The following is an 18,343-nucleotide window of genomic DNA, read 5'->3' on the forward strand; positions in this document are numbered from 1 at the left end:
TCATGAACCAGATTAAAGAGATTATCGTACAGGGGCTGTGGAAGAATAACTCGGCGCTGGTGCAGCTGCTGGGTCTCTGCCCGCTGCTGGCCGTGACCTCGACCGCCACCAACGCGCTCGGACTGGGGCTTGCCACCACGCTGGTGCTGACCCTTACCAACTTCTCCATTTCCCTCTTCCGCCGCTGGATGCCCGAGAGCATCCGTATTCCGATTTACGTGATGATCATTGCGTCGGTGGTGAGCGTGGTGCAGATGCTGATTAACGCCTATGCGTTCGGGCTCTACCAGTCGCTCGGCATCTTTATTCCGCTTATCGTCACCAACTGCATCGTGGTGGGCCGCGCGGAAGCCTTTGCCGCGCGTAACGGGCCGTTCCTCTCGGCGCTGGATGGCTTTGCGATTGGCCTGGGCGCGACCTGCACCATGTTTGTGCTAGGGTCGCTGCGCGAGATCCTCGGCAACGGGACGCTGTTTGATGGCGCCGACGGCCTGCTCGGCAGCTGGGCAAAAGCCCTGCGCATCGAGGTGTTCCACACCGATACCCCGTTCCTGCTGGCGATGCTGCCGCCGGGCGCGTTTATCGGCCTCGGTATGCTGCTGGCGATCAAATATCTGATCGACGAGAAGAAAAAAGCCCGCCGCGCTGCACCGCAGCCGGTGGTGGAAGGGACGCCTGAGAAAGCCTGATGAATAATGCGAAACGGCGGGAGATCCTGACGCGCCTGCGCGACAACAACCCGCATCCAACCACCGAACTCAATTTCACTTCACCCTTTGAGCTGCTGATCGCCGTGCTGCTCTCGGCTCAGGCCACCGACGTCAGCGTCAACAAGGCTACCGCCCTGCTCTATCCGGTGGCTAACACCCCGCAGGCTATGCTGGCGCTGGGCGTTGAGGGGGTGAAGTCCTATATCAAAACCATCGGCCTGTTTAACAGCAAAGCGGAAAACGTCATCAAGACCTGCCGCATCTTGCTGGAGCAGCACGGCGGCGAGGTGCCAGAAGATCGCGCCGCCCTTGAGGCGCTGCCCGGTGTCGGGCGCAAGACCGCTAACGTGGTGCTCAATACCGCCTTTGGCTGGCCGACGATTGCGGTTGATACCCATATCTTCCGCGTCTGCAATCGTACCCGCTTCGCGCCTGGCAAAAACGTCGAACAGGTGGAGGAGAAGCTGCTCAAGGTGGTACCCGCCGAGTTTAAGGTCGACTGCCACCACTGGTTCATCCTTCACGGGCGCTACACCTGCATCGCCCGTAAGCCTCGCTGCGGCTCCTGCCTTATCGAAGATCTCTGCGAGTATCCGGAGAAGGTTTACCCCGAATAAGTCGGCGGCCCGGGCAGTACACCATGCCGTCCGGGCCGTGCAGCGTGAAATAAAGGGTAACTTTATTCATGATGCTTATTGGGGTTAAATAATGCATTCATGCGCTAAACAAGACTAATCCGCTGCGGCTAATCGCCTCACCAGGTTAATCCTTTTTTTTCGACTGGAATTTTCTATAAATATGTGACGGGGATCACTTTGATAACAATGTGTTAAAAACGCGCATGTTTTCACCGATTTTTATGCCGCGATCCCCGGCCCGCAGGGATTCAGGGCAATACATATCACCAGCATTTTCCCCACAGCTAATCGATATCACCACGTTTTTGCTTATCGACCAGAACATATCACCACACCCCCCAAATATCTGCCGCTAACCAGACGAAAAAGCTGCCGTTTCCCTTACCATAATATTTAACCATCGATAACAAATTCAGATTTGGAGCATTATTCCGCGTCGCTTATATGTAACAGATTATTACAAAAGCCTTGCCTGCGCGCCCAGGATAGTGAACATTACCCGCCGTTTCCCTCCCTTATAACAAAAACAGCGGCTGCCGAAAGCGCATCACGCTGTCAGCACCCCCGTTACTACGGGATGTAAAAAAAGAGGTATATGTGTCGACTGCAAACAAGAAACCAACTCAGAGCGTGAGTCTCAACGCTTTTAAACAACCGAAATCGTTCTACCTGATTTTCTCCATCGAGCTGTGGGAGCGTTTCGGTTTTTACGGTCTGCAAGGCATCATGGCCGTCTACCTGGTCAAAATGCTGGGTATGTCAGAAGCGGACTCCATCACGCTCTTCTCCTCGTTTAGCGCCCTGGTTTATGGCCTGGTGGCTATCGGCGGCTGGCTGGGTGATAAGGTGCTCGGCACGAAGCGCGTGATTATGCTCGGCACCATCGTGCTGGCTATCGGCTACGCGCTGGTGGCGTACTCCGGCCACGATGCCGCGATCGTTTACTTCGGGATGGCGACCATCGCCGTGGGTAACGGCCTGTTTAAAGCCAACCCCTCTTCCCTGCTCTCTACCTGCTACGAGAAAGACGACCCGCGTCTGGACGGTGCATTCACCATGTACTACATGGCGATCAACATCGGTTCCTTCTTCTCCATGCTGGCAACCCCATGGCTGGCGGACAAATTCGGCTGGAGCGTGGCGTTCTCGCTGAGCTTCGTCGGGATGCTGATCACCCTGGTGAACTTCATGTTCTGCAAGAAGTGGGTAAAAAACTACGGTTCCAAACCGGACTTCGAACCGATTCACTTCGGCAAACTGATAGCAACCATCGCCGGTATCGTGGTGCTGGTGGCTATCGCGACCTGGCTGCTGCATAACCAGGGCATCGCACGTATGGTGCTGGGCGTGGTGGCGCTGGGTATCATCATTATCTTCGCCAAAGAAGCGTTCGCCATGAAAGGCGCGGCGCGTCGTAAAATGATTGTTGCGTTCATCCTGATGCTGCAGGCGATTGTCTTCTTCGTGCTGTATCAGCAGATGCCAACCTCCCTGAACTTCTTCGCCATCCGTAACGTTGAGCATGAGATCCTCGGCCTGACGTTCCAGCCGGAGCAGTTCCAGGCGCTGAACCCGTTCTGGATCATGGTGGGTAGCCCGATTCTGGCCGCTATCTACAACAAGATGGGCGACCGCCTGCCGATGCCGCACAAGTTTGCCTTCGGTATGCTGCTGTGCTCCGGTGCCTTCCTGGTGCTGCCGCTGGGCGCGAAGTTCGCCAACGAGGCGGGTATTGTTTCCGTTAACTGGCTGATCCTGAGCTACGCCCTGCAGAGTATCGGCGAGCTGATGATCTCCGGCCTGGGTCTGGCGATGGTGGCACAGCTGGTGCCGCAGCGTCTGATGGGCTTTATCATGGGGAGCTGGTTCCTGACCACCGCGGGTGCGGCGATTATCGCAGGCCGCGTGGCTAACCTGATGGCGGTGCCGGAAAACGTTACCGATCCGCTGCTCTCGCTGGAAGTCTACGGTCGCGTATTTATGCAGATCGGTATTGCCACGGCGATCATTGCCGTGCTGATGATGCTGACCGCGCCGAAGCTCAACCGCATGACGCGGGATGACGACGCGGAAATCGGCAGCGACGCAGCAAAAGCCTGACGTTAACGGGAAACGTCACGATTAAACCACTAACCTTCGGGTTAGTGGTTTTTTTTTACCCGCGATAGCCCTACCATACGACGACAGCTAACCCAAGGAGAGTGACTGATGAAACTGTTCTATAAACCCGGCGCCTGTTCGTTTTCGCCGCATATCGTGTTGCGCGAAGCCGGCGTTGATTTCACGCTGGTGAAAGTTGATCTGATGACCAAGCGCCTGGAGAACGGCGACGACTACTTTGCCATCAACCCGAAAGGTCAGGTACCGGCGTTGCAGCTGGATGACGGTACCCTGCTCACCGAGGGCATGGCGATTGTGCAGTATCTGGCCGACACCGTGCCGGATCGTCAGCTGCTGGCGCCGGTAGGCAGTATCACCCGCTATCAGACGCTGTCGTGGCTCACCTGGATCGCGACCGAGTTCCACAAGGGCTTCACGCCGCTGTTCCGTCCGGACACCCCGGAAGATTACAAGCCGGTGGCCCGCGCCCTGCTGGAGAAGAAGCTGGCGTACGTCAACGAGAGCCTGGAAGGGAAGCAGTGGATTGTTGGCACGCGCTTTAGCGTGGCCGATGCCTACCTGTTCACCGTGCTGCGCTGGGCGCCGCATGTCGGCCTGAACCTTGACGCGCTGAGCAACATCACGGCGTACATGGCCCGCGTTGAGGCCCGCCCGGCGGTGGCCGCCGCACTCGCTGCCGAGCGCGCATAAAGCGCCTCGCCTGCTGGCGATGAGCATAAAAAAGGGCAGCCGCGTGGCTGCCCTTTTCACGTTCTGGTATCTGCCTCAGAGCTGTACCGCGCTGAAGTTATGCTCAGGCCGGGCGATGCCATCCTGTGCGGCCACCACCTGAAGCTCGTACTCGCCCATGCGCTTCGTGACCACCATAATGTCGTACACCGCGGCGGTAACGTGTTCCAGCGCCTCGCGCAGCGGCGCGCCCTGCAGCAGCTTCACCAGCAGCAGGCCGCTGGTAACATCGCCCACGCCGACCGGCTGACGCTCGCCGAAGTCCACCAGCGGGCGGCTGATGTGCCAGGCTTCATGCGCGGTGACCAGCAGCATTTCAAAGCGCGTGGTCTGATACCCGGCGCGCGCCAGATGTTTCACCAGCACGATCTCCGGCCCCTGGGCAATCAGCTCACGCGCGGCGGCGACCGCCTCCGCGACGCTGTTCACGCTGTGCCCGGTGAGGATCTCCAGCTCAACCAGGTTCGGCGCGATAATGTCGCTCGCCGGCATGGCATAGCGGGTATGGAACTCCGCCACGCCGGGTGCCACGATGCAGCCCTTTTCCGGGTGACCCATCACCGGATCGCAGAAATAGCGCGCGTTCGGGTTCGCGGCTTTAACCTGACGCACAATGCCCAGAATATGCTCGCCCTGCTCGGCGGAGCCGAGATAGCCGCTCAGCACCGCATCACAGCGCACCAGTTGGCCGATGTTGGCGATGCCCTGCACGATGTCGCTCAGGTGCGACGGCGGCATCACGGTGCCGGTCCACTGGCCGTACTGGGTGTGGTTGGAGAACTGCACCGTATTCAGCGGCCAGACGTTGGCCCCGAGGCGGCGCATGGGAAACTCAGCCGCGCTGTTGCCGGCATGCCCAAACACCACGTGGGACTGGATGGCGAGGATATTCTTCATTGTGTTACCCGGACTCATTTCATTGCCAAAAAATAAAGGGCGTGGTTTCCCACGCCCTTTCAGGTTGCGATTACTTCCAGCAAACCAGACAGTAGTTTTTCTTGCCGCGACGCAGCAGCGTATAGCGACCGAACAGGCGGTCGGCGTCGGTAAAGGTGTACTCCGGGTCAGACTGCTTCTCACCGTTGACGGTGACCGCATTGGAGGCGATGGTTTTACGCGCCTGGCCGCGGGACGGCTGCAGCTCGGAATCCACCAGCGCCTGCTGGAGATCGGCGCCCTTTTCCATCTCGATCATCGGTACGCCGTCCTGGGCCAGCTGTTCGAAGTCGGCTTCGCTCAGCGAGCTCAGGGTGCCGTTGAACAGGCTCTCGGTGATGCGCTTCGCGGCGGTCAGGCCCTCTTCGCCGTGCACCAGACGGGTCACCAGCTCGGCCAGCACGTACTGGGCGCGCGGCGCTTTACCGCTGTTCTTATCCTCTTCTTCCAGCGCGTTGATCTCGGCCAGATCCATAAAGGTGAAGAACTTCAGGAAGCGGTAGACGTCCGCATCGGCGGTGTTGATCCAGAACTGGTAGAACTTGTACGGCGAGGTTTTCTTCGGATCGAGCCACACCGCGCCGCCTTCGGTTTTACCGAACTTGGTGCCGTCGGCTTTGGTAATAAGCGGAACGGTCAGGCCAAACACCTGGTTCTGGTGCAGACGACGGGTCAGGTCGATACCGGAGGTGATGTTGCCCCACTGATCGGAGCCGCCGATTTGCAGCGTCACGCCGTGCAGCTCGTTCAGGCAGGCGAAGTCGTAACCCTGAAGCAGGTTGTAGGAGAATTCGGTGAAGGAGATGCCGACGTCGTCACGGTTCAGGCGCTGCTTGACCGCTTCCTTGTTGATCATCTGGTTAACCGAGAAGTGCTTGCCGATATCGCGCAGGAAGGTCAGCACGTTCATGCTGCCGAACCAGTCGTAGTTGTTCGCGGCAATCGCCGAGTTGTCACCGCAGTCAAAATCCAGGAAAGGCGCAACCTGACGACGGATTTTCTCGACCCACTCCTGCACCGTGTCTTCGGTGTTGAGCTTACGCTCGGCGGCTTTAAAGCTCGGATCGCCAATCAGACCCGTTGCGCCGCCCACGAGGGCGACCGGCTTGTGCCCGGCTTCCTGGAAGCGTTTCAGGCATAACAAAGGAACCAGATGCCCCAAATGCAAGCTGTCGGCGGTCGGATCGAAGCCGCAATAGAGCGCGATCGGGCCTTGCGCCAGTCGCTCTGCTAACGCTTCCTCGTCCGTCACCTGAGCCACAAGGCCCCGCTCTTGCAGTTGTTTAATCAAGTTACTGCTAGCCATCAAAATCTCCATCTATCAAACGATTGCACCTTTGCCGGTACACGACTTTTCGCGAGCGCGAAAGAAAATTTAGCGAGCCATAGAATAAAGCGCCGCCACCCTGAGTGCCAGCGCTTCACGCAACAAATTCAGGGTTCAGGGCGCCAGGCGGTCAATTTTCCAGGTATCCCCGTCGCGCTGGTATAAAAAGCGGTCGTGCAGGCGGTGCTCGCCCCCCTGCCAGAACTCCATTTGCTCAATGGGGACGCGAAAACCGCCCCAGAAGCTCGGCAGTGGCACCTCGCCCTGCTGGAATTTCTGTTTCAGCTCGAGGAATTTGCTCTCAAGGATGCCACGCGCCGAGATACGGCTCGACTGACGGGAGACCCAGGCACCAATCTGGCTGTCCCGCGGGCGGCTGTGAAAATACTTCAGCACCTCAAGGGTGGAGAGACGCTCCACCGTGCCGGTGACCATCACCTGCCGCTCCAGCATATGCCAGGGAAACAGCAGGCTGATGCGCGGATTGTTCTCCAGCTGCTGCGCTTTGCGGCTGCCGAGGTTGGTGTAGAACACCAGCCCCTTCTCATCGTAATGCTTGAGCAGCACGATACGTTGATACGGCTGGCCCTGCGCATCCACCGTGGCAACGACCATAGCGGTGGGGTCAGCAAGCTTCGCCTCACAGCTCTGGGCGAGCCAGCGTTCGAACAGCGCTAGCGGATCGGACGGCAGATCGCGGCGGCGCAGACCGCCTTTGGTGTACTCGCGACGCAAATGGGCAATGTGATGCAGGGAGTCGTTATCAGACATGGCGTGAGATTGGGCAAGTAATGGGTGGAGCTATTGTGCGCCCCACCCGGCAAAATCTCAACGCTGGACGGCGGGTAACTGGCAGTTATTCAGGATGATGCGGTCACGTTTGTAGACCGTGGCGCTGTCCCCTTTGGACCAGAACACATACACCCCGTCGGTGTAGCGTGCCCCTGACGCCGACAGCCCCTGCTTGAGGATGCGCTGCTGGTTATCCACCACCAGACTCACCTCCTGACGTGGGTTATTGAGCTTCACCGTCAGGGGTTTTTCGTCACACTGGTACTCCAGGGTGTCGGTATTCATGCGCTCAACGAAATTGTTGTAGTAGCTGCAGCCGGCCAGCAGCGTGGGAAGGAGAACAATAAGCAGTTTCTTCATAGACCTGTCCTGATTTTTTCTTATGAGGGAGGGGTTACCCCCTCCTTGCTGCGGGACAGTCTACCGGGTCGTGCGCGGAGTGAATCTCGGCTAACTCTGATTGTTGACCGGGTTGGCGGGATAGATGGCACCGAGCACGCTCGAGCTGGTAGCGCCGGTTACCGACGGCAGATTGCCGGGCAGGCCGGAGAGCGTACGGTAGGCCAGCCAGGCAAACGCCAGGGCTTCCATGTCGTCGCCGCTGATGCCCGCCTCGTCGGTGGACGACACTTCGATACCGGGCAGCAGCGCGGCCAGTCGCGCCATCAGCAGCGGATTGCGACTCCCGCCGCCGCACACCAGCAGACGCTCGCAGCCGCCGTTGAGCAGCACCTGCTCGCTTATCGACACCGCGGTCAGCTCGGTGAGCGTGGCCTGCACATCTTCCGGGGCCAGGCCCGGGAAGGCCGCCAGCTGACGCTCCAGCCAGCCGTAGTTGAAGTACTCACGACCGGTGCTTTTCGGGGCCGGAGCAGCAAAATAGGGATCGCTCAGGAACTGTTGCAGCAGCGGCAGCGTCACTTTGCCCTGCATCGCCCAGGCGGCGTCTTTATCGTAGGGCTTGCCTTTCTGACGCCAGATCCAGGCATCCATCAGCATGTTGCCAGGGCCGGTATCAAACCCGCGCACCGGCTGATGTGGGATGAGCAGCGACAGATTGGCGATACCGCCAATGTTGAGCACCATGCGCCGTTCGACGGGGTGCGCCAGCAGCGCCTGATGGAACGCGGGCACCAGCGGGGCGCCCTGCCCGCCAAGCGCCATGTCGCGGCGGCGGAAATCCCCGACCACTGTCACGCCGGTACGGGCGGTAATCTGATTGTTGTCGCCGATTTGCAGCGAGTGCGGGGCGTCGCCCTGCGGCTCATGCCACACCGTCTGGCCGTGGCAGCCAACGGCCATCACGTCTTCCGGGCGCAGGCCTTCCTGTTTCATCAGCGCCTGCACCGCGTCGGCAAACAGTCTGCCAAGCCGGGTATCCAGCCGGCCCAGCTGCGCCAGCGTCAGCGTCTGTCCCTGACAGACGGCAAGCACTTCCTCTTTGAGTGCCACCGGCATCGGCCAGCTCAGGCTCGCCTGCTGCGCCACCAGATGCTCATCTATCGCTGCCAGCACCACATCCACACCGTCCAGACTGGTTCCCGACATCACACCGATATAACGGCCCGACTTCATACGCCTTCCCTCACCGCAATAAATGTAGCGCTCACTCCACCATAAACCCGGTATCAATACTATGATTTGTTAATCAATTTGTATTACGGGTTGCAACCCTGACGACGCGGCGTTGCACATCTGTCACCGTTTAGCTGCGGTTGACTGCGCAAAATGTACTATTTTTCACCCGGCAACACGAACGCGATGAAACCGCGCAGAAATTTGCCTTATAATCTACCTATGACGGATGCTCATGAGAGCGGTTTACAGTGAACAGGAGATTCAGAATGATTAAACATGTACTGGCAATTTCGCTGGCGAGCTTTACCCTGGCGGGCTGCGTGAACGACAACAGCCTGTCTGGCGATGTGTATACCGCTTCTGAAGCCAAGCAGGTGCAGAACGTCACCTACGGTACGATTGTGCATGTGCGTCCTGTTCAGATCCAGGGCGGCAGCGATGAGAACGTCATCGGTGCGCTGGGCGGTGCCGTGCTGGGTGGCTTCCTCGGGAATACCGTGGGCGGCGGCGCAGGACGCTCTCTGGCGACCGCGGCCGGGGCCGTTGCGGGTGGGGTAGCAGGTCAGGGTGTGCAGGGCGCGCTGAATAAATCTCAGGGCGTGGAGCTGGAAATCCGTAAGGATGACGGCAATACCATCATGGTGGTGCAGAAACAGGGTAAAACCCAGTTTGCCGCCGGTCAGCGTGTCGTGATGGCCAACAACGGCAGTCAGGTTACCGTCTCGCCTCGCTAAGACGTGTGCAATAAAAAAGCCTCACCCTTGGGTGAGGCTTTTTTTAACCGCGCCCCTGCAGCGAGACGATGTTCTGCTCAAGCCGCGACACAAGGTTTATCAGCATATCGAGCTCATCCGGGCTGATGCCCGACAAAATCTCGCCCCGCGTTTTGCGGATCACATCTTCCATTTTCTCAATGATTGGCTCCGCTTTCTCTGTCAGCTTGATCCGCTTCGCGCGGCGGTCGCTGGCACAGGTATGGCGGGAAATCAGCCCCTTCTCTTCCAACTGATCGAGCGTACGAACCAGCGAAGGCTGTTCGATGCCGATAGCCTTAGCCAACTGAATTTGTGACTGGTCAGGCGGGAGTTGGTGAATGTTGTGCAGCGTCACCCAGTGCGTCTGCGTTAATTCCAGAGGTTTGAGGCGATGGTCAATCAGAGCACGCCAGATGCGCACCAAACGTGCCAGATCGGATCCTAATGGCGATTCCAATTTCATCTCCTTATAATTAGCTTGCTAAGTTATTATGCTGATTTTAGACTACGCTGCAGTTTCGCTCCCGGCAAAACAATTGACTTACTTTTACCAGCGTCAGCTCAAAAGCTATAGTTTGATAATACAACAGGTACCAGGAAACGGCAGTCTCTGTGCCCCATTAAAGGATGATCTTACGTGAAATTTACGTTTTCTTTATCAGGATTTCCGCTCGAGGACCTGGTGTTTGGCGCTTCCGTATACTTTCCTCCCCTGTTCAAAGCGGTGTTCATCGGCTTTTTCATCTGGCTGGTGATCCACCATGCGCTGCGTGACTGGCTTTACGCCGGCGATATCTGGCACCCGACGTTGATGGACCTGTCGCTGTTTATGCTGTCGCTCTGCCTGGGGCTGTGGATTCTGGTGATGTGGCCATGAAGACGTTGAAATATTTCTCCACCCTGTTGGTGTTCGCGGTCGCGCTGGTGGCGGGCTGGATGGTATGGAACTACTACATGCAGTCCCCCTGGACGCGCGACGGTAAAGTCCGCGCCGAGCAGGTAGACATCACCCCGCAGGTCTCCGGCACGATTCAGGCGCTGCAGGTGAGCGACAACCAGTACGTCCACGCCGGCGACGTGCTGTTTACGCTCGACGCCACGCCCTATGAAATCGCCATTCTCAATGCCCAGGCGCAGCTCGCCCGCAGCGAGGCGGATCTGGCCCAGGCGCAGAGCGAAGCCGCCCGCCGTCAGCATCTGCCACGCAACTATATTTCGGCGGAAGATCTTGAGACGGCGCGCATTACCGTGAAGGCCAAACAGGCCGAGCGCGACGCGGCGCAGGCGACGCTGAAACAGGCCCAGTGGCAGCTCGGGCAGACCCGCGTCACCGCCCCGGTCGACGGCTGGGTCACCAACCTCGCCACTCGCCCCGGCAACTACGCCACCGAGGGCCAGCCGGTTTTTGCCCTGATCGACAGCCACTCGTTTTACGTGGTGGGCTATTTTGAAGAGACCAAGCTGCGGCACATTCAGGTGGGCGACCGCGCCCACATCACGCTCTACAGCAGCGATACCCCGGTCGCCGGGCGCGTCGCCAGCATCGGGCGCGCCATTTACGATCAGAGCGTGGAGAGCGACAGCAAGCTGGTGCCGGATATCAAACCCAACGTGCCCTGGGTGCGGCTGGCGCAGCGTATCCCGGTGCGCATCGCGCTGGACACGCTTCCCGCTGGCGTAACCCTCGTGTCGGGCACCACCTGCACCGTGTCGCTGTCGCGCTGAGCCAGTGATGACGCTGAAATGGCTGGAGTGGCGCCACTCGCCCTGGGGTAAAGCGACCGCCGGGCAGTGGCGCTATGCCCTGCGCAACGCCATCGCCATGTGCCTGGCGCTGACCATTGCCTACTGCCTGACGCTCGACGAACCCTACTGGGCGATGACCTCGGCGGCGGTAGTCAGTTTCCCCACCGTCGGCGGGGTGATCAGCAAAAGCCTCGGCCGCATCGCCGGCAGCCTGCTTGGAGCCAGCGCTTCGCTGATCATCGCCGGACACGCCCTGAACGATCCCTGGCTGTTTACCTTCGCGATGGCGGGTTGGCTGGGGGTATGCACCTGGGCTGCCAGCCATTTCCAGAACAACGCCGCCTACGCCTTCCAGCTGGCGGGTTATACCGCCGCCATCATCGCTTTCAGCCTGATCAACACCGTCGACATCACCGCACTCTGGGATCTGGCCCAGGCGCGGGTGTGCGAGGTGATTATCGGGATTCTGTGCGGCGGGCTGATGATGATGGTGATGCCGGGCACCGCGGACGGCAACACCTTCATCAGCGCGCTGAAAAACATGCACGGGCGGCTGCTGGAGCATGCCAGCCTGCTGTGGCAGCAGGATACCACCGAGGCGATCCGCACCGCCCACGAGACGGTTATCGGCCAGATCCTGACGCTCAATCTGCTGCGGATCCAGGCCTTCTGGAGCCACTATCGCTTTCGTCGGCAGAACAACCTGCTGAACTACCTGCTCCACCAGCAGCTGCGCATGACCAGCATGATCTCCAGCCAGCGTCGCATGCTGGTGAACTGGCCTCAGCCGCCTGCGACGCTGTGGCCAGCCCTTAAGCGCCTGCTCGAACTGCTGGCCGATCCGCGTGCCGACAAGCTGAGCGTGGCGCGCCTGCTCGTCGAGATAGCCCCAACCGATCAGGACGACTATCGCCATCGGGCGTTTTACCAGCGGCTGCGGGCATTCTGCTGGATCTATCTCAACAACAGCCGCTGGCTGCGGGATGTTGAAAGCGCGACGCCGGTCTCACGCTTCACGCCGCCGAAAACCGCGGCGCTGGCGCGCCATACCGATAACATCGAAGCGCTGTGGAGCGGGCTACGCACGTTCTGCGTGATCACCCTGACCGGGGCATGGGGCATCCATACCCAGTGGGAAGCGGCCAGCAGCGCCCTGTCGCTGGCCGCCATCAGCTGCGTGCTCTACTCCGCCTCGCCCGCTCCGTTTCGTTCGTTCAGCCTGCTGGTGCGCACCCTGCTGTGGCTGACGCTGTTCAGCTTTGCGGTGAAATTTGGCCTGATGGTACAGATAAGCGAGCTGTGGCAGTTTTTACTGTTCCTGCTGCCGCTGTTGACCACGATGCAGCTGATGAAACTCCAGCAGCCAAAGCTCGCTGGCCTGTGGGGGCAGCTCATCGTGTTTATGGGGTCGTTTATCGCGGTGTCGAATCCGCCCACCTATGATTTCGCCGACTTTCTGAATGACGATCTGGCGAAGATTCTCGGCGTGAGCCTCTCCTGGCTGGCGTTTGCGGTGCTGCGTCCCAGCTCCGACACCCGCAAAGGGCGCCGCCACATTCGCGCTATCCGCCGGGGGTTTGTCGATCAGCTCAGCCGTCATCCGCAGCATAACGAGGGGCAGTTTGAATCGCTGGTCTATCACCATATCAGCCAGCTGAGCGGCAGTAAGGAAGAGGCCGCGCGGCGCTGGCTGTTGCGCTGGGGCGTGGTGCTGCTCAACTGCTCCCACGTGGTGTGGCAGCTGCGCAGCTGGGAGACGCGCTCCGACCCGCTGTCGCAGGTGCGGGATATCGCCATTTCGCTGCTGGCGAACGTGATGAGCGATCGGGGGGTACAGCAGCGGACGCTGGGCGCCACGCTCGGGGAGCTTCAGCGCATCAGCGACGTATTAGCCCGGCATCATCAGCAGGCCGCCCGGGATCTGGCGGCGCTCATCTGGCGGCTTTACTGCTCCCTGTCACAGCTGGAGCAGGCCCCGCCGCCGGGCCATCCGTTAATGGTTAAGCGCGTTACTTAATCACGCCGCAGGCGTAGCGCTCCCCGCCACCGCCGAGAGGTTTCGGATGATCGGCCATGTTATCGCCGCCGATGTGTACCATCAGGGCGCGGTTTTTCACTTCATCGATTTTTTTCAGGCGCGGCGCGGTCACCGGATCGTTGGCGATGCCGTCGTTATTCACCATCAGCACCGGCAGATCGCCCAGATGGCCGTCGCCCTCAGGCCCCAGATGCTTACCGGTATTGTGCGGATCGAAGTGGCCGCCGGCGGCTTCCGCAGCGGTGGCTTTACCGGCTTTTATCGCCGGCTGGCAGGTACCGTTGGTATGAATGTGAAAGCCGTGCTCGCCGGGTGGAAGCGCTTTAAGGTCGGGGGCGAAGGTCAGCCCGTTATCGGTTTCCGTGATTTTCACCGTGCCTACCGACTGGCCAATGCCCTGGTCGGTCACAAGGTTCATCTCTACTTCCTGACTCGCAGCGTGCGCGGTGGCGCAGGCACACAGGGTCAGTACAGCCAGACTCAGTCGCTTCATGTAGCCTCCTCCTGGTTCGAATTCGCTTTAAGTCTATACCAGACCGGCAGATTTCACCGGGGAGGAGGCTTTTTTCAGCATTATGGAACGTCGTAACCCAGCGCCGCCTTACGGATGCGGAACCACTGCTGACGCGTCAGGGTGAGGGACAGGGCACCCACCGCGTGCTTCACACGCTCGATTTTGCCGGAGCCAATAATCGGCAGCGGTCGCGACGGCAGCATCATAATCCAGGCGTACACCACCTGCTCGATGCTCTGCGCCCCGATTTCGTCAGCCACCAACTGCAGCTCGTCGCGCAGCGCGCGGAACGCCTCATCGTTGAACAGCCGCCCTCCCCCAAGGCAGGACCACGCCATCGGACGAATGCGCAGCTGCTGGAGCTGATCCAGCGTGCCGTCCAGCAGCAGCGGCTGATGCACCGGCGAAATCTCCACCTGATTGGTCGCCAGGGTAAACGGCAGGCGCGACTGGAGCAGGGAGAACTGCGCCGGGGTGAAGTTTGACACCCCAAAGTGGCGCACTTTGCCGCTCTGGTGCAGCGCGGTAAAGGCCGCGGCCACCTCATCGGCATCCATCAGCGGGTCCGGGCGATGAATCAGCAACAGGTCGAGGTAGTCGGTGGCCAGGTTTTTCAGCGAGGTTTCCGCGCTGGCAATAATGTGCTCGCGGGTGGTGATGTAGTGCCCGAGCTGGTGCTCCGGCTTCGCGGTGGTAGCAATCCCGCACTTGGTGACAATTTCCATGCGGCTGCGCAGGTGCGGCACCAGACGCAGCGCCTCGCCGAAAGCGGCTTCGCATTGGTAGCCGCCGTAGATATCAGCGTGATCGACGGTGGTGATACCTGAATCAAGGTGCTGACCAATAAAGGTCGCCAGTTCGCGGGGCGACATATTCCAGTCCATCAGCCGCCAGTAGCCCATCACCAGACGTGAAAATTCAGGTCCCTGCGGGGCAAGCGTAATGCGCTCAACCATGTGTTTTTCCTCATCACAATCAAAAATGGCAATGAGTATAGAGGGATTGCGGGATTAAAACAGTGAGGGTTGCTGCTCTTCTTCAGGCGGCTGGGGTTTTCCGGCGCGCAGCTTGCGCAGCAGGCGCTGACGGCAGAGGCGCAGCACGTCCTGCTTTTCGGTGTCGGTGAAGCGTTGCCAGTTGAAGCGCTCATCGCGACTGCGCATACAGCCTTTGCAGAAACCGCGCTCGTCGACCTGGCAAATCCCCCGACAGGGGCTCTGGATGGGGAAAAACTCAAGTTGCTCTGGCACACCCTCTCCTGATTAACATGCTTGCTACAATTGAAGCTGCTCTGAGCGCAGGATGCAAGTTCTGGCTGCACTCTGCCGCGGGGGTTGCACTAGACCGTTCGGTCTAGTAGAGTGCCGTTCATGAACAAACATACCGAACACGACACCCGTGAACATCTCCTTGCCACCGGCGAGCAGCTCTGCCTGCACCGCGGTTTTACCGGCATGGGGTTGAGCGAGCTGCTGAAAACCGCCGGGGTGCCGAAGGGATCGTTTTATCACTATTTTCGCTCTAAAGAGGCGTTCGGCGCCTGCATGCTCGACCGGCACTACGCCTGCTATCTCGCCACCCTGCGCCAGCACTTTACCCAGGGCGCGGGAACGCACCGCGATCGCCTGCTGGCCTGGTATGAGCATAACCTGACGCAGTTTCGTCACAGCGGCACGCTGGGCAACTGTCTCACGGTAAAGCTCTCCGCCGAAGTGTGCGATCTCTCCGAAGATATGCGCATCGCCCTCGATCGGGGAGCGTCGCAGGTGATTGGCCTGCTGGCAGAAACCATTGACCAGGCGGTGAACGATAACAGCCTCGCCGCGGTCGAGGACAGCCATGCGCTGGCCCAGGTGCTGTATGCCCTGTGGCTGGGCGGCAATCTGCAGGCAAAAATTTCCCGCAGCGCCGCACCGCTGGAAACGACATTTCGCTATATCAAGACCATGCTGGACGTGCCTGCCTGACAGGCACTTTTATTTATTTACTTACTAGACGACCGGTCTATTCAGGAGTCATGATGTCACAAGAAAAACTGTTTACCCCACTGAAAGTGGGTGCGATTGAGACGCCAAACCGCGTGTTTATGGCCCCGCTGACCCGTCTGCGCAGCATTGAGCCGGGCGATATCCCTACTCCGCTGATGGCCGAGTACTACCGTCAGCGCGCCAGCTCCGGTCTTATCATCACCGAAGCCACCCAGATCTCCGCCCAGGCCAAAGGCTATGCGGGCGCGCCGGGTCTGCACAGCCCTGAGCAGATGGCCGCGTGGAAAAAGATCACCGCCGCCGTGCATCATGAAGGCGGTCGTATCGCGGTGCAGCTGTGGCACACCGGGCGTATCTCGCACAGCAGCATTCAGCCGGGCGGCCAGGCTCCCGTAGCGCCGTCTGCCCTGAGCGCCGGCACCCGCACCTCGCTGCGCGATGAGAACGGTAACGCCATCCGCGTTGATACCTCCATGCCGCGCGCGCTGGAAACCAGCGAAATTCCGGGCATCGTTAATGATTTCCGTCAGGCGGTGGGCAACGCGCGTGACGTCGGCTTCGATATGATCGAACTGCACTCCGCGCACGGCTACCTGCTGCACCAGTTCCTCTCCCCGTCCTCGAACCAGCGTACCGATCAGTACGGCGGCAGCGTGGAAAACCGTGCCCGTCTGGTGCTTGAAGTGGTGGACGCCGTGTGCAACGAGTGGAGCGCCGACCACATCGGGATTCGCGTCTCGCCGATCGGCTCCTTCCAGAACGTGGACAACGGCCCGAACGAGGAAGCGGATGCGCTCTACCTTATTGAAGAGCTGAACAAGCGCGGCATTGCTTATCTGCACATGTCCGAGCCGGACTGGGCGGGCGGCGAGCCGTACACCGATGCCTTCCGTCAGAAAGTGCGCGAGCGCTTCGACGGCGCGATTATCGGTGCCGGTGCCTACACCCCGGAGAAAGCCGAAGCGCTGATTGAAAAAGGGCTGATCGATGCCGTGGCGTTTGGCCGCGACTACATCGCTAACCCGGATCTGGTAGAGCGCCTGCGTAAAAAAGCGCAGCTCAACCCGCAGCGCCCGGAATCCTTCTACGGCGGCGGCGCGGAAGGTTACACCGACTACCCTACTCTGTAAGCCTGCGTTGATAGCGGCGGCGATCCGCCGCTATACTAAAACCGTGTTTCTTAAAGACACCGCGAACTTACTTACTTCAGCCCGCCCGAATAACACGAGGTTAGCTGCCCGCAACGGCAGCGGGCGGGACTACTTACGAGGATATTATGCGCTTACTTCACACCATGCTTCGCGTCGGCGACCTGCAACGTTCCATCGAGTTCTACACCAACGTGCTGGGCATGACGCTGCTGCGTACCAGTGAAAACACCGAGTATAAATACTCTCTGGCTTTCGTCGGGTACGGCCCGGAAAGTGATGAAGCGGTCATCGAACTGACCTACAACTGGGGCGTCGACAGCTATGAGCTCGGCAACGCTTACGGCCATATCGCTCTGGAAGTGGATAACGCGGCGGAAGCCTGCGAGCGCATTCGCCGCAACGGCGGCAACGTCACCCGTGAAGCGGGCCCGGTTAAAGGCGGCACCACGGTTATCGCCTTTGTGGAAGATCCGGACGGTTACAAAATCGAACTGATTGAAGCAAAAGACGCCGGTAAAGGTCTGGGCAACTGAATATCGACGGGCGCCATCGCGCCCGTTTTACTGCATCCCTTCCTGAAATTTGCCATAATACGCGCTGCTTTTTTTCGACTCCAAGAGACGCTTAATGTCAGACACCGCTCAACTTACCGGTCTAAGTGACCGTTTCCGTGGCTTTTATCCCGTCGTTATTGATGTGGAAACCGCCGGATTCAACGCTAAAACGGACGCGCTGCTGGAAATCGCTGCCGTCACGCTGAAAATGGACGAGCAAGGCTGGCTGACCATTGATGAAAAACACCACTTCCACGTTGAGCCGTTCGAAGGCGCGGTGCTTGAACCTGAAGCGCTGGCGTTCAACGGTATCGACCCGCACAACCCGTTGCGCGGTGCGGTAAGTGAGTACGACGCCCTGCACGCGATTTTCAAAGCGGTGCGCAAAGGAATGAAGGACAACGGCTGCAACCGCGCGATCATGGTGGCGCACAACGCGACCTTCGATCACAGCTTTATGATGGCTGCCGCCGAACGCGCCTCGCTCAAACGCAACCCGTTCCACCCGTTTGTCACCTTCGACACCGCCGCCCTCAGCGGCCTGGCGCTGGGACAGACGGTACTGGCAAAAGCCTGCATTGCCGCAGGCATCGCCTTTGACAGCGCGCAAGCGCACTCGGCGCTCTACGATACCGAACAAACAGCCCTGCTGTTCTGCGAGATCGTAAACCGCTGGAAACGGCTCGGCGGCTGGCCGCTGCCGCCGGTTGAGGCGTAACAGACATAAAAAAGGCGACCCGCGGGTCGCCTCTTTTTTTACCTGACG

21 protein-coding genes are annotated in these 18,343 nt (G+C 59.6%); 12 read left to right on the forward strand and 9 right to left on the reverse strand.

Annotated elements, in window-relative coordinates:
* Nucleotides 1-2 precede the first annotated feature (2 nt).
* The 4 genes from DW58_RS05305 (at nt 3) to gstA (ending at nt 4,159) form a co-directional block, all read left to right on the forward strand.
* Nucleotides 3-689, forward strand: coding sequence for an electron transport complex subunit E (locus DW58_RS05305; RefSeq protein WP_024550073.1), 687 nt, complete (start codon nt 3-5; stop codon nt 687-689).
* The gene (gene nth, locus DW58_RS05310; protein ID WP_024550074.1) at nt 689-1,327 is read left to right on the forward strand and encodes an endonuclease III; all 639 of its coding nucleotides are present in this window, start codon (nt 689-691) and stop codon (nt 1,325-1,327) included. The genes DW58_RS05305 and nth overlap by 1 nt, the downstream gene beginning before the upstream one ends.
* Nucleotides 1,328-1,945: 618 nt before the next feature.
* Entirely contained in the window at nt 1,946-3,448 is a 1,503-nt protein-coding gene (gene dtpA, locus DW58_RS05315) for a dipeptide/tripeptide permease DtpA (protein WP_024550075.1), read from the forward strand.
* A 108-nt stretch (nt 3,449-3,556) separates the two neighbouring features.
* A complete protein-coding gene (gene gstA, locus DW58_RS05320; RefSeq protein WP_024550076.1) occupies nt 3,557-4,159 on the forward strand; it encodes a glutathione transferase GstA in 603 nt (200 codons plus the stop codon).
* Between the two features lie 75 nt (nt 4,160-4,234).
* Here gstA and pdxY read toward each other — a convergent pair whose 3' ends face one another.
* The 5 genes from pdxY to anmK all read right to left on the reverse strand — a co-directional run bounded on the left by pdxY (nt 4,235) and on the right by anmK (nt 8,828).
* Entirely contained in the window at nt 4,235-5,095 is an 861-nt protein-coding gene (gene pdxY / locus DW58_RS05325) for a pyridoxal kinase PdxY (protein WP_024550077.1), read from the reverse strand.
* A gap of 70 nt (nt 5,096-5,165) precedes the next feature.
* Complete coding sequence (gene tyrS / locus DW58_RS05330) at nt 5,166-6,440, reverse strand: tyrosine--tRNA ligase (RefSeq protein WP_024550078.1); 1,275 nt, start codon at nt 6,438-6,440, stop codon at nt 5,166-5,168.
* A 135-nt stretch (nt 6,441-6,575) separates the two neighbouring features.
* Complete coding sequence (pdxH, locus tag DW58_RS05335) at nt 6,576-7,232, reverse strand: pyridoxamine 5'-phosphate oxidase (protein WP_024550079.1); 657 nt, start codon at nt 7,230-7,232, stop codon at nt 6,576-6,578.
* Between the two features lie 57 nt (nt 7,233-7,289).
* Nucleotides 7,290-7,613 carry a C-type lysozyme inhibitor gene (gene mliC / locus DW58_RS05340; protein WP_024550080.1) on the reverse strand — a complete coding sequence of 108 codons (324 nt, stop codon included), beginning with the start codon at nt 7,611-7,613 and terminating at the stop codon, nt 7,290-7,292.
* A 90-nt stretch (nt 7,614-7,703) separates the two neighbouring features.
* Nucleotides 7,704-8,828 (reverse strand): anhydro-N-acetylmuramic acid kinase, encoded by a 1,125-nt coding sequence (gene anmK / locus DW58_RS05345; protein ID WP_024550081.1) that lies wholly within the window; start codon nt 8,826-8,828, stop codon nt 7,704-7,706.
* 269 nt (nt 8,829-9,097) lie between these two features.
* On the opposite strand from anmK, the gene slyB reads away from it, so the two are divergent.
* Nucleotides 9,098-9,565, forward strand: coding sequence for an outer membrane lipoprotein SlyB (gene slyB, locus DW58_RS05350; protein WP_024550082.1), 468 nt, complete (start codon nt 9,098-9,100; stop codon nt 9,563-9,565).
* A gap of 43 nt (nt 9,566-9,608) precedes the next feature.
* Here the strand turns inward: slyB and slyA are convergent, their stop codons facing one another.
* Nucleotides 9,609-10,049 carry a transcriptional regulator SlyA gene (gene slyA, locus DW58_RS05355; RefSeq protein WP_035885474.1) on the reverse strand — a complete coding sequence of 147 codons (441 nt, stop codon included), beginning with the start codon at nt 10,047-10,049 and terminating at the stop codon, nt 9,609-9,611.
* A gap of 174 nt (nt 10,050-10,223) precedes the next feature.
* On the opposite strand from slyA, the gene DW58_RS05360 reads away from it, so the two are divergent.
* Genes DW58_RS05360 through DW58_RS05370 form a run of 3 tightly spaced genes read left to right on the forward strand, consistent with a single transcriptional unit; the run spans nt 10,224 to nt 13,349 of the window.
* On the forward strand, nt 10,224-10,463 hold the full coding sequence (locus DW58_RS05360) for a DUF1656 domain-containing protein (RefSeq protein ID WP_024550084.1): 240 nt from the start codon (nt 10,224-10,226) through the stop codon (nt 10,461-10,463).
* Nucleotides 10,454-11,311 carry an efflux RND transporter periplasmic adaptor subunit gene (locus DW58_RS05365; protein ID WP_024550085.1) on the forward strand — a complete coding sequence of 286 codons (858 nt, stop codon included), beginning with the start codon at nt 10,454-10,456 and terminating at the stop codon, nt 11,309-11,311. Before DW58_RS05360 ends, DW58_RS05365 begins: the two co-directional genes overlap by 10 nt.
* 7 nt (nt 11,312-11,318) lie before the next feature.
* Nucleotides 11,319-13,349, forward strand: a complete 2,031-nt coding sequence (locus DW58_RS05370; RefSeq protein WP_024550086.1) for an FUSC family protein — start codon at nt 11,319-11,321, stop codon at nt 13,347-13,349.
* Here DW58_RS05370 and sodC read toward each other — a convergent pair.
* From sodC to DW58_RS05385, 3 genes are all read right to left on the reverse strand, one after another.
* Nucleotides 13,342-13,863: a superoxide dismutase [Cu-Zn] SodC gene (gene sodC / locus DW58_RS05375; RefSeq protein WP_024550087.1), complete on the reverse strand. Its 522-nt coding sequence runs from the start codon at nt 13,861-13,863 to the stop codon at nt 13,342-13,344. The genes DW58_RS05370 and sodC overlap by 8 nt on opposite strands.
* A gap of 80 nt (nt 13,864-13,943) precedes the next feature.
* Nucleotides 13,944-14,840, reverse strand: a complete 897-nt coding sequence (locus DW58_RS05380) for an aldo/keto reductase (protein WP_024550088.1) — start codon at nt 14,838-14,840, stop codon at nt 13,944-13,946.
* Between the two features lie 54 nt (nt 14,841-14,894).
* The gene (locus tag DW58_RS05385) at nt 14,895-15,134 is read right to left on the reverse strand and encodes a DUF1289 domain-containing protein (RefSeq protein WP_024550089.1); all 240 of its coding nucleotides are present in this window, start codon (nt 15,132-15,134) and stop codon (nt 14,895-14,897) included.
* A 120-nt stretch (nt 15,135-15,254) separates the two neighbouring features.
* Here DW58_RS05385 and DW58_RS05390 point away from each other — a divergent pair, with 120 nt between their 5' ends.
* The 4 genes from DW58_RS05390 (at nt 15,255) to rnt (ending at nt 18,295) form a co-directional block, all read left to right on the forward strand.
* Nucleotides 15,255-15,851, forward strand: a complete 597-nt coding sequence (locus DW58_RS05390) for a TetR/AcrR family transcriptional regulator (protein ID WP_024550090.1) — start codon at nt 15,255-15,257, stop codon at nt 15,849-15,851.
* Nucleotides 15,852-15,904: 53 nt separating this feature from the next.
* The gene (nemA, locus tag DW58_RS05395) at nt 15,905-17,002 is read left to right on the forward strand and encodes an alkene reductase (RefSeq protein WP_024550091.1); all 1,098 of its coding nucleotides are present in this window, start codon (nt 15,905-15,907) and stop codon (nt 17,000-17,002) included.
* Between the two features lie 146 nt (nt 17,003-17,148).
* Entirely contained in the window at nt 17,149-17,556 is a 408-nt protein-coding gene (gene gloA / locus DW58_RS05400) for a lactoylglutathione lyase (RefSeq protein ID WP_024550092.1), read from the forward strand.
* Nucleotides 17,557-17,650: 94 nt separating this feature from the next.
* A complete protein-coding gene (gene rnt / locus DW58_RS05405) occupies nt 17,651-18,295 on the forward strand; it encodes a ribonuclease T (protein ID WP_024550093.1) in 645 nt (214 codons plus the stop codon).
* The last annotated feature ends 48 nt before the right edge of the window (nt 18,296-18,343 follow it).

Origin of the sequence: Siccibacter turicensis LMG 23730 (assembly GCF_000463155.2) — a bacterium.
GTDB classification, from domain to species: domain Bacteria; phylum Pseudomonadota; class Gammaproteobacteria; order Enterobacterales; family Enterobacteriaceae; genus Siccibacter; species Siccibacter turicensis.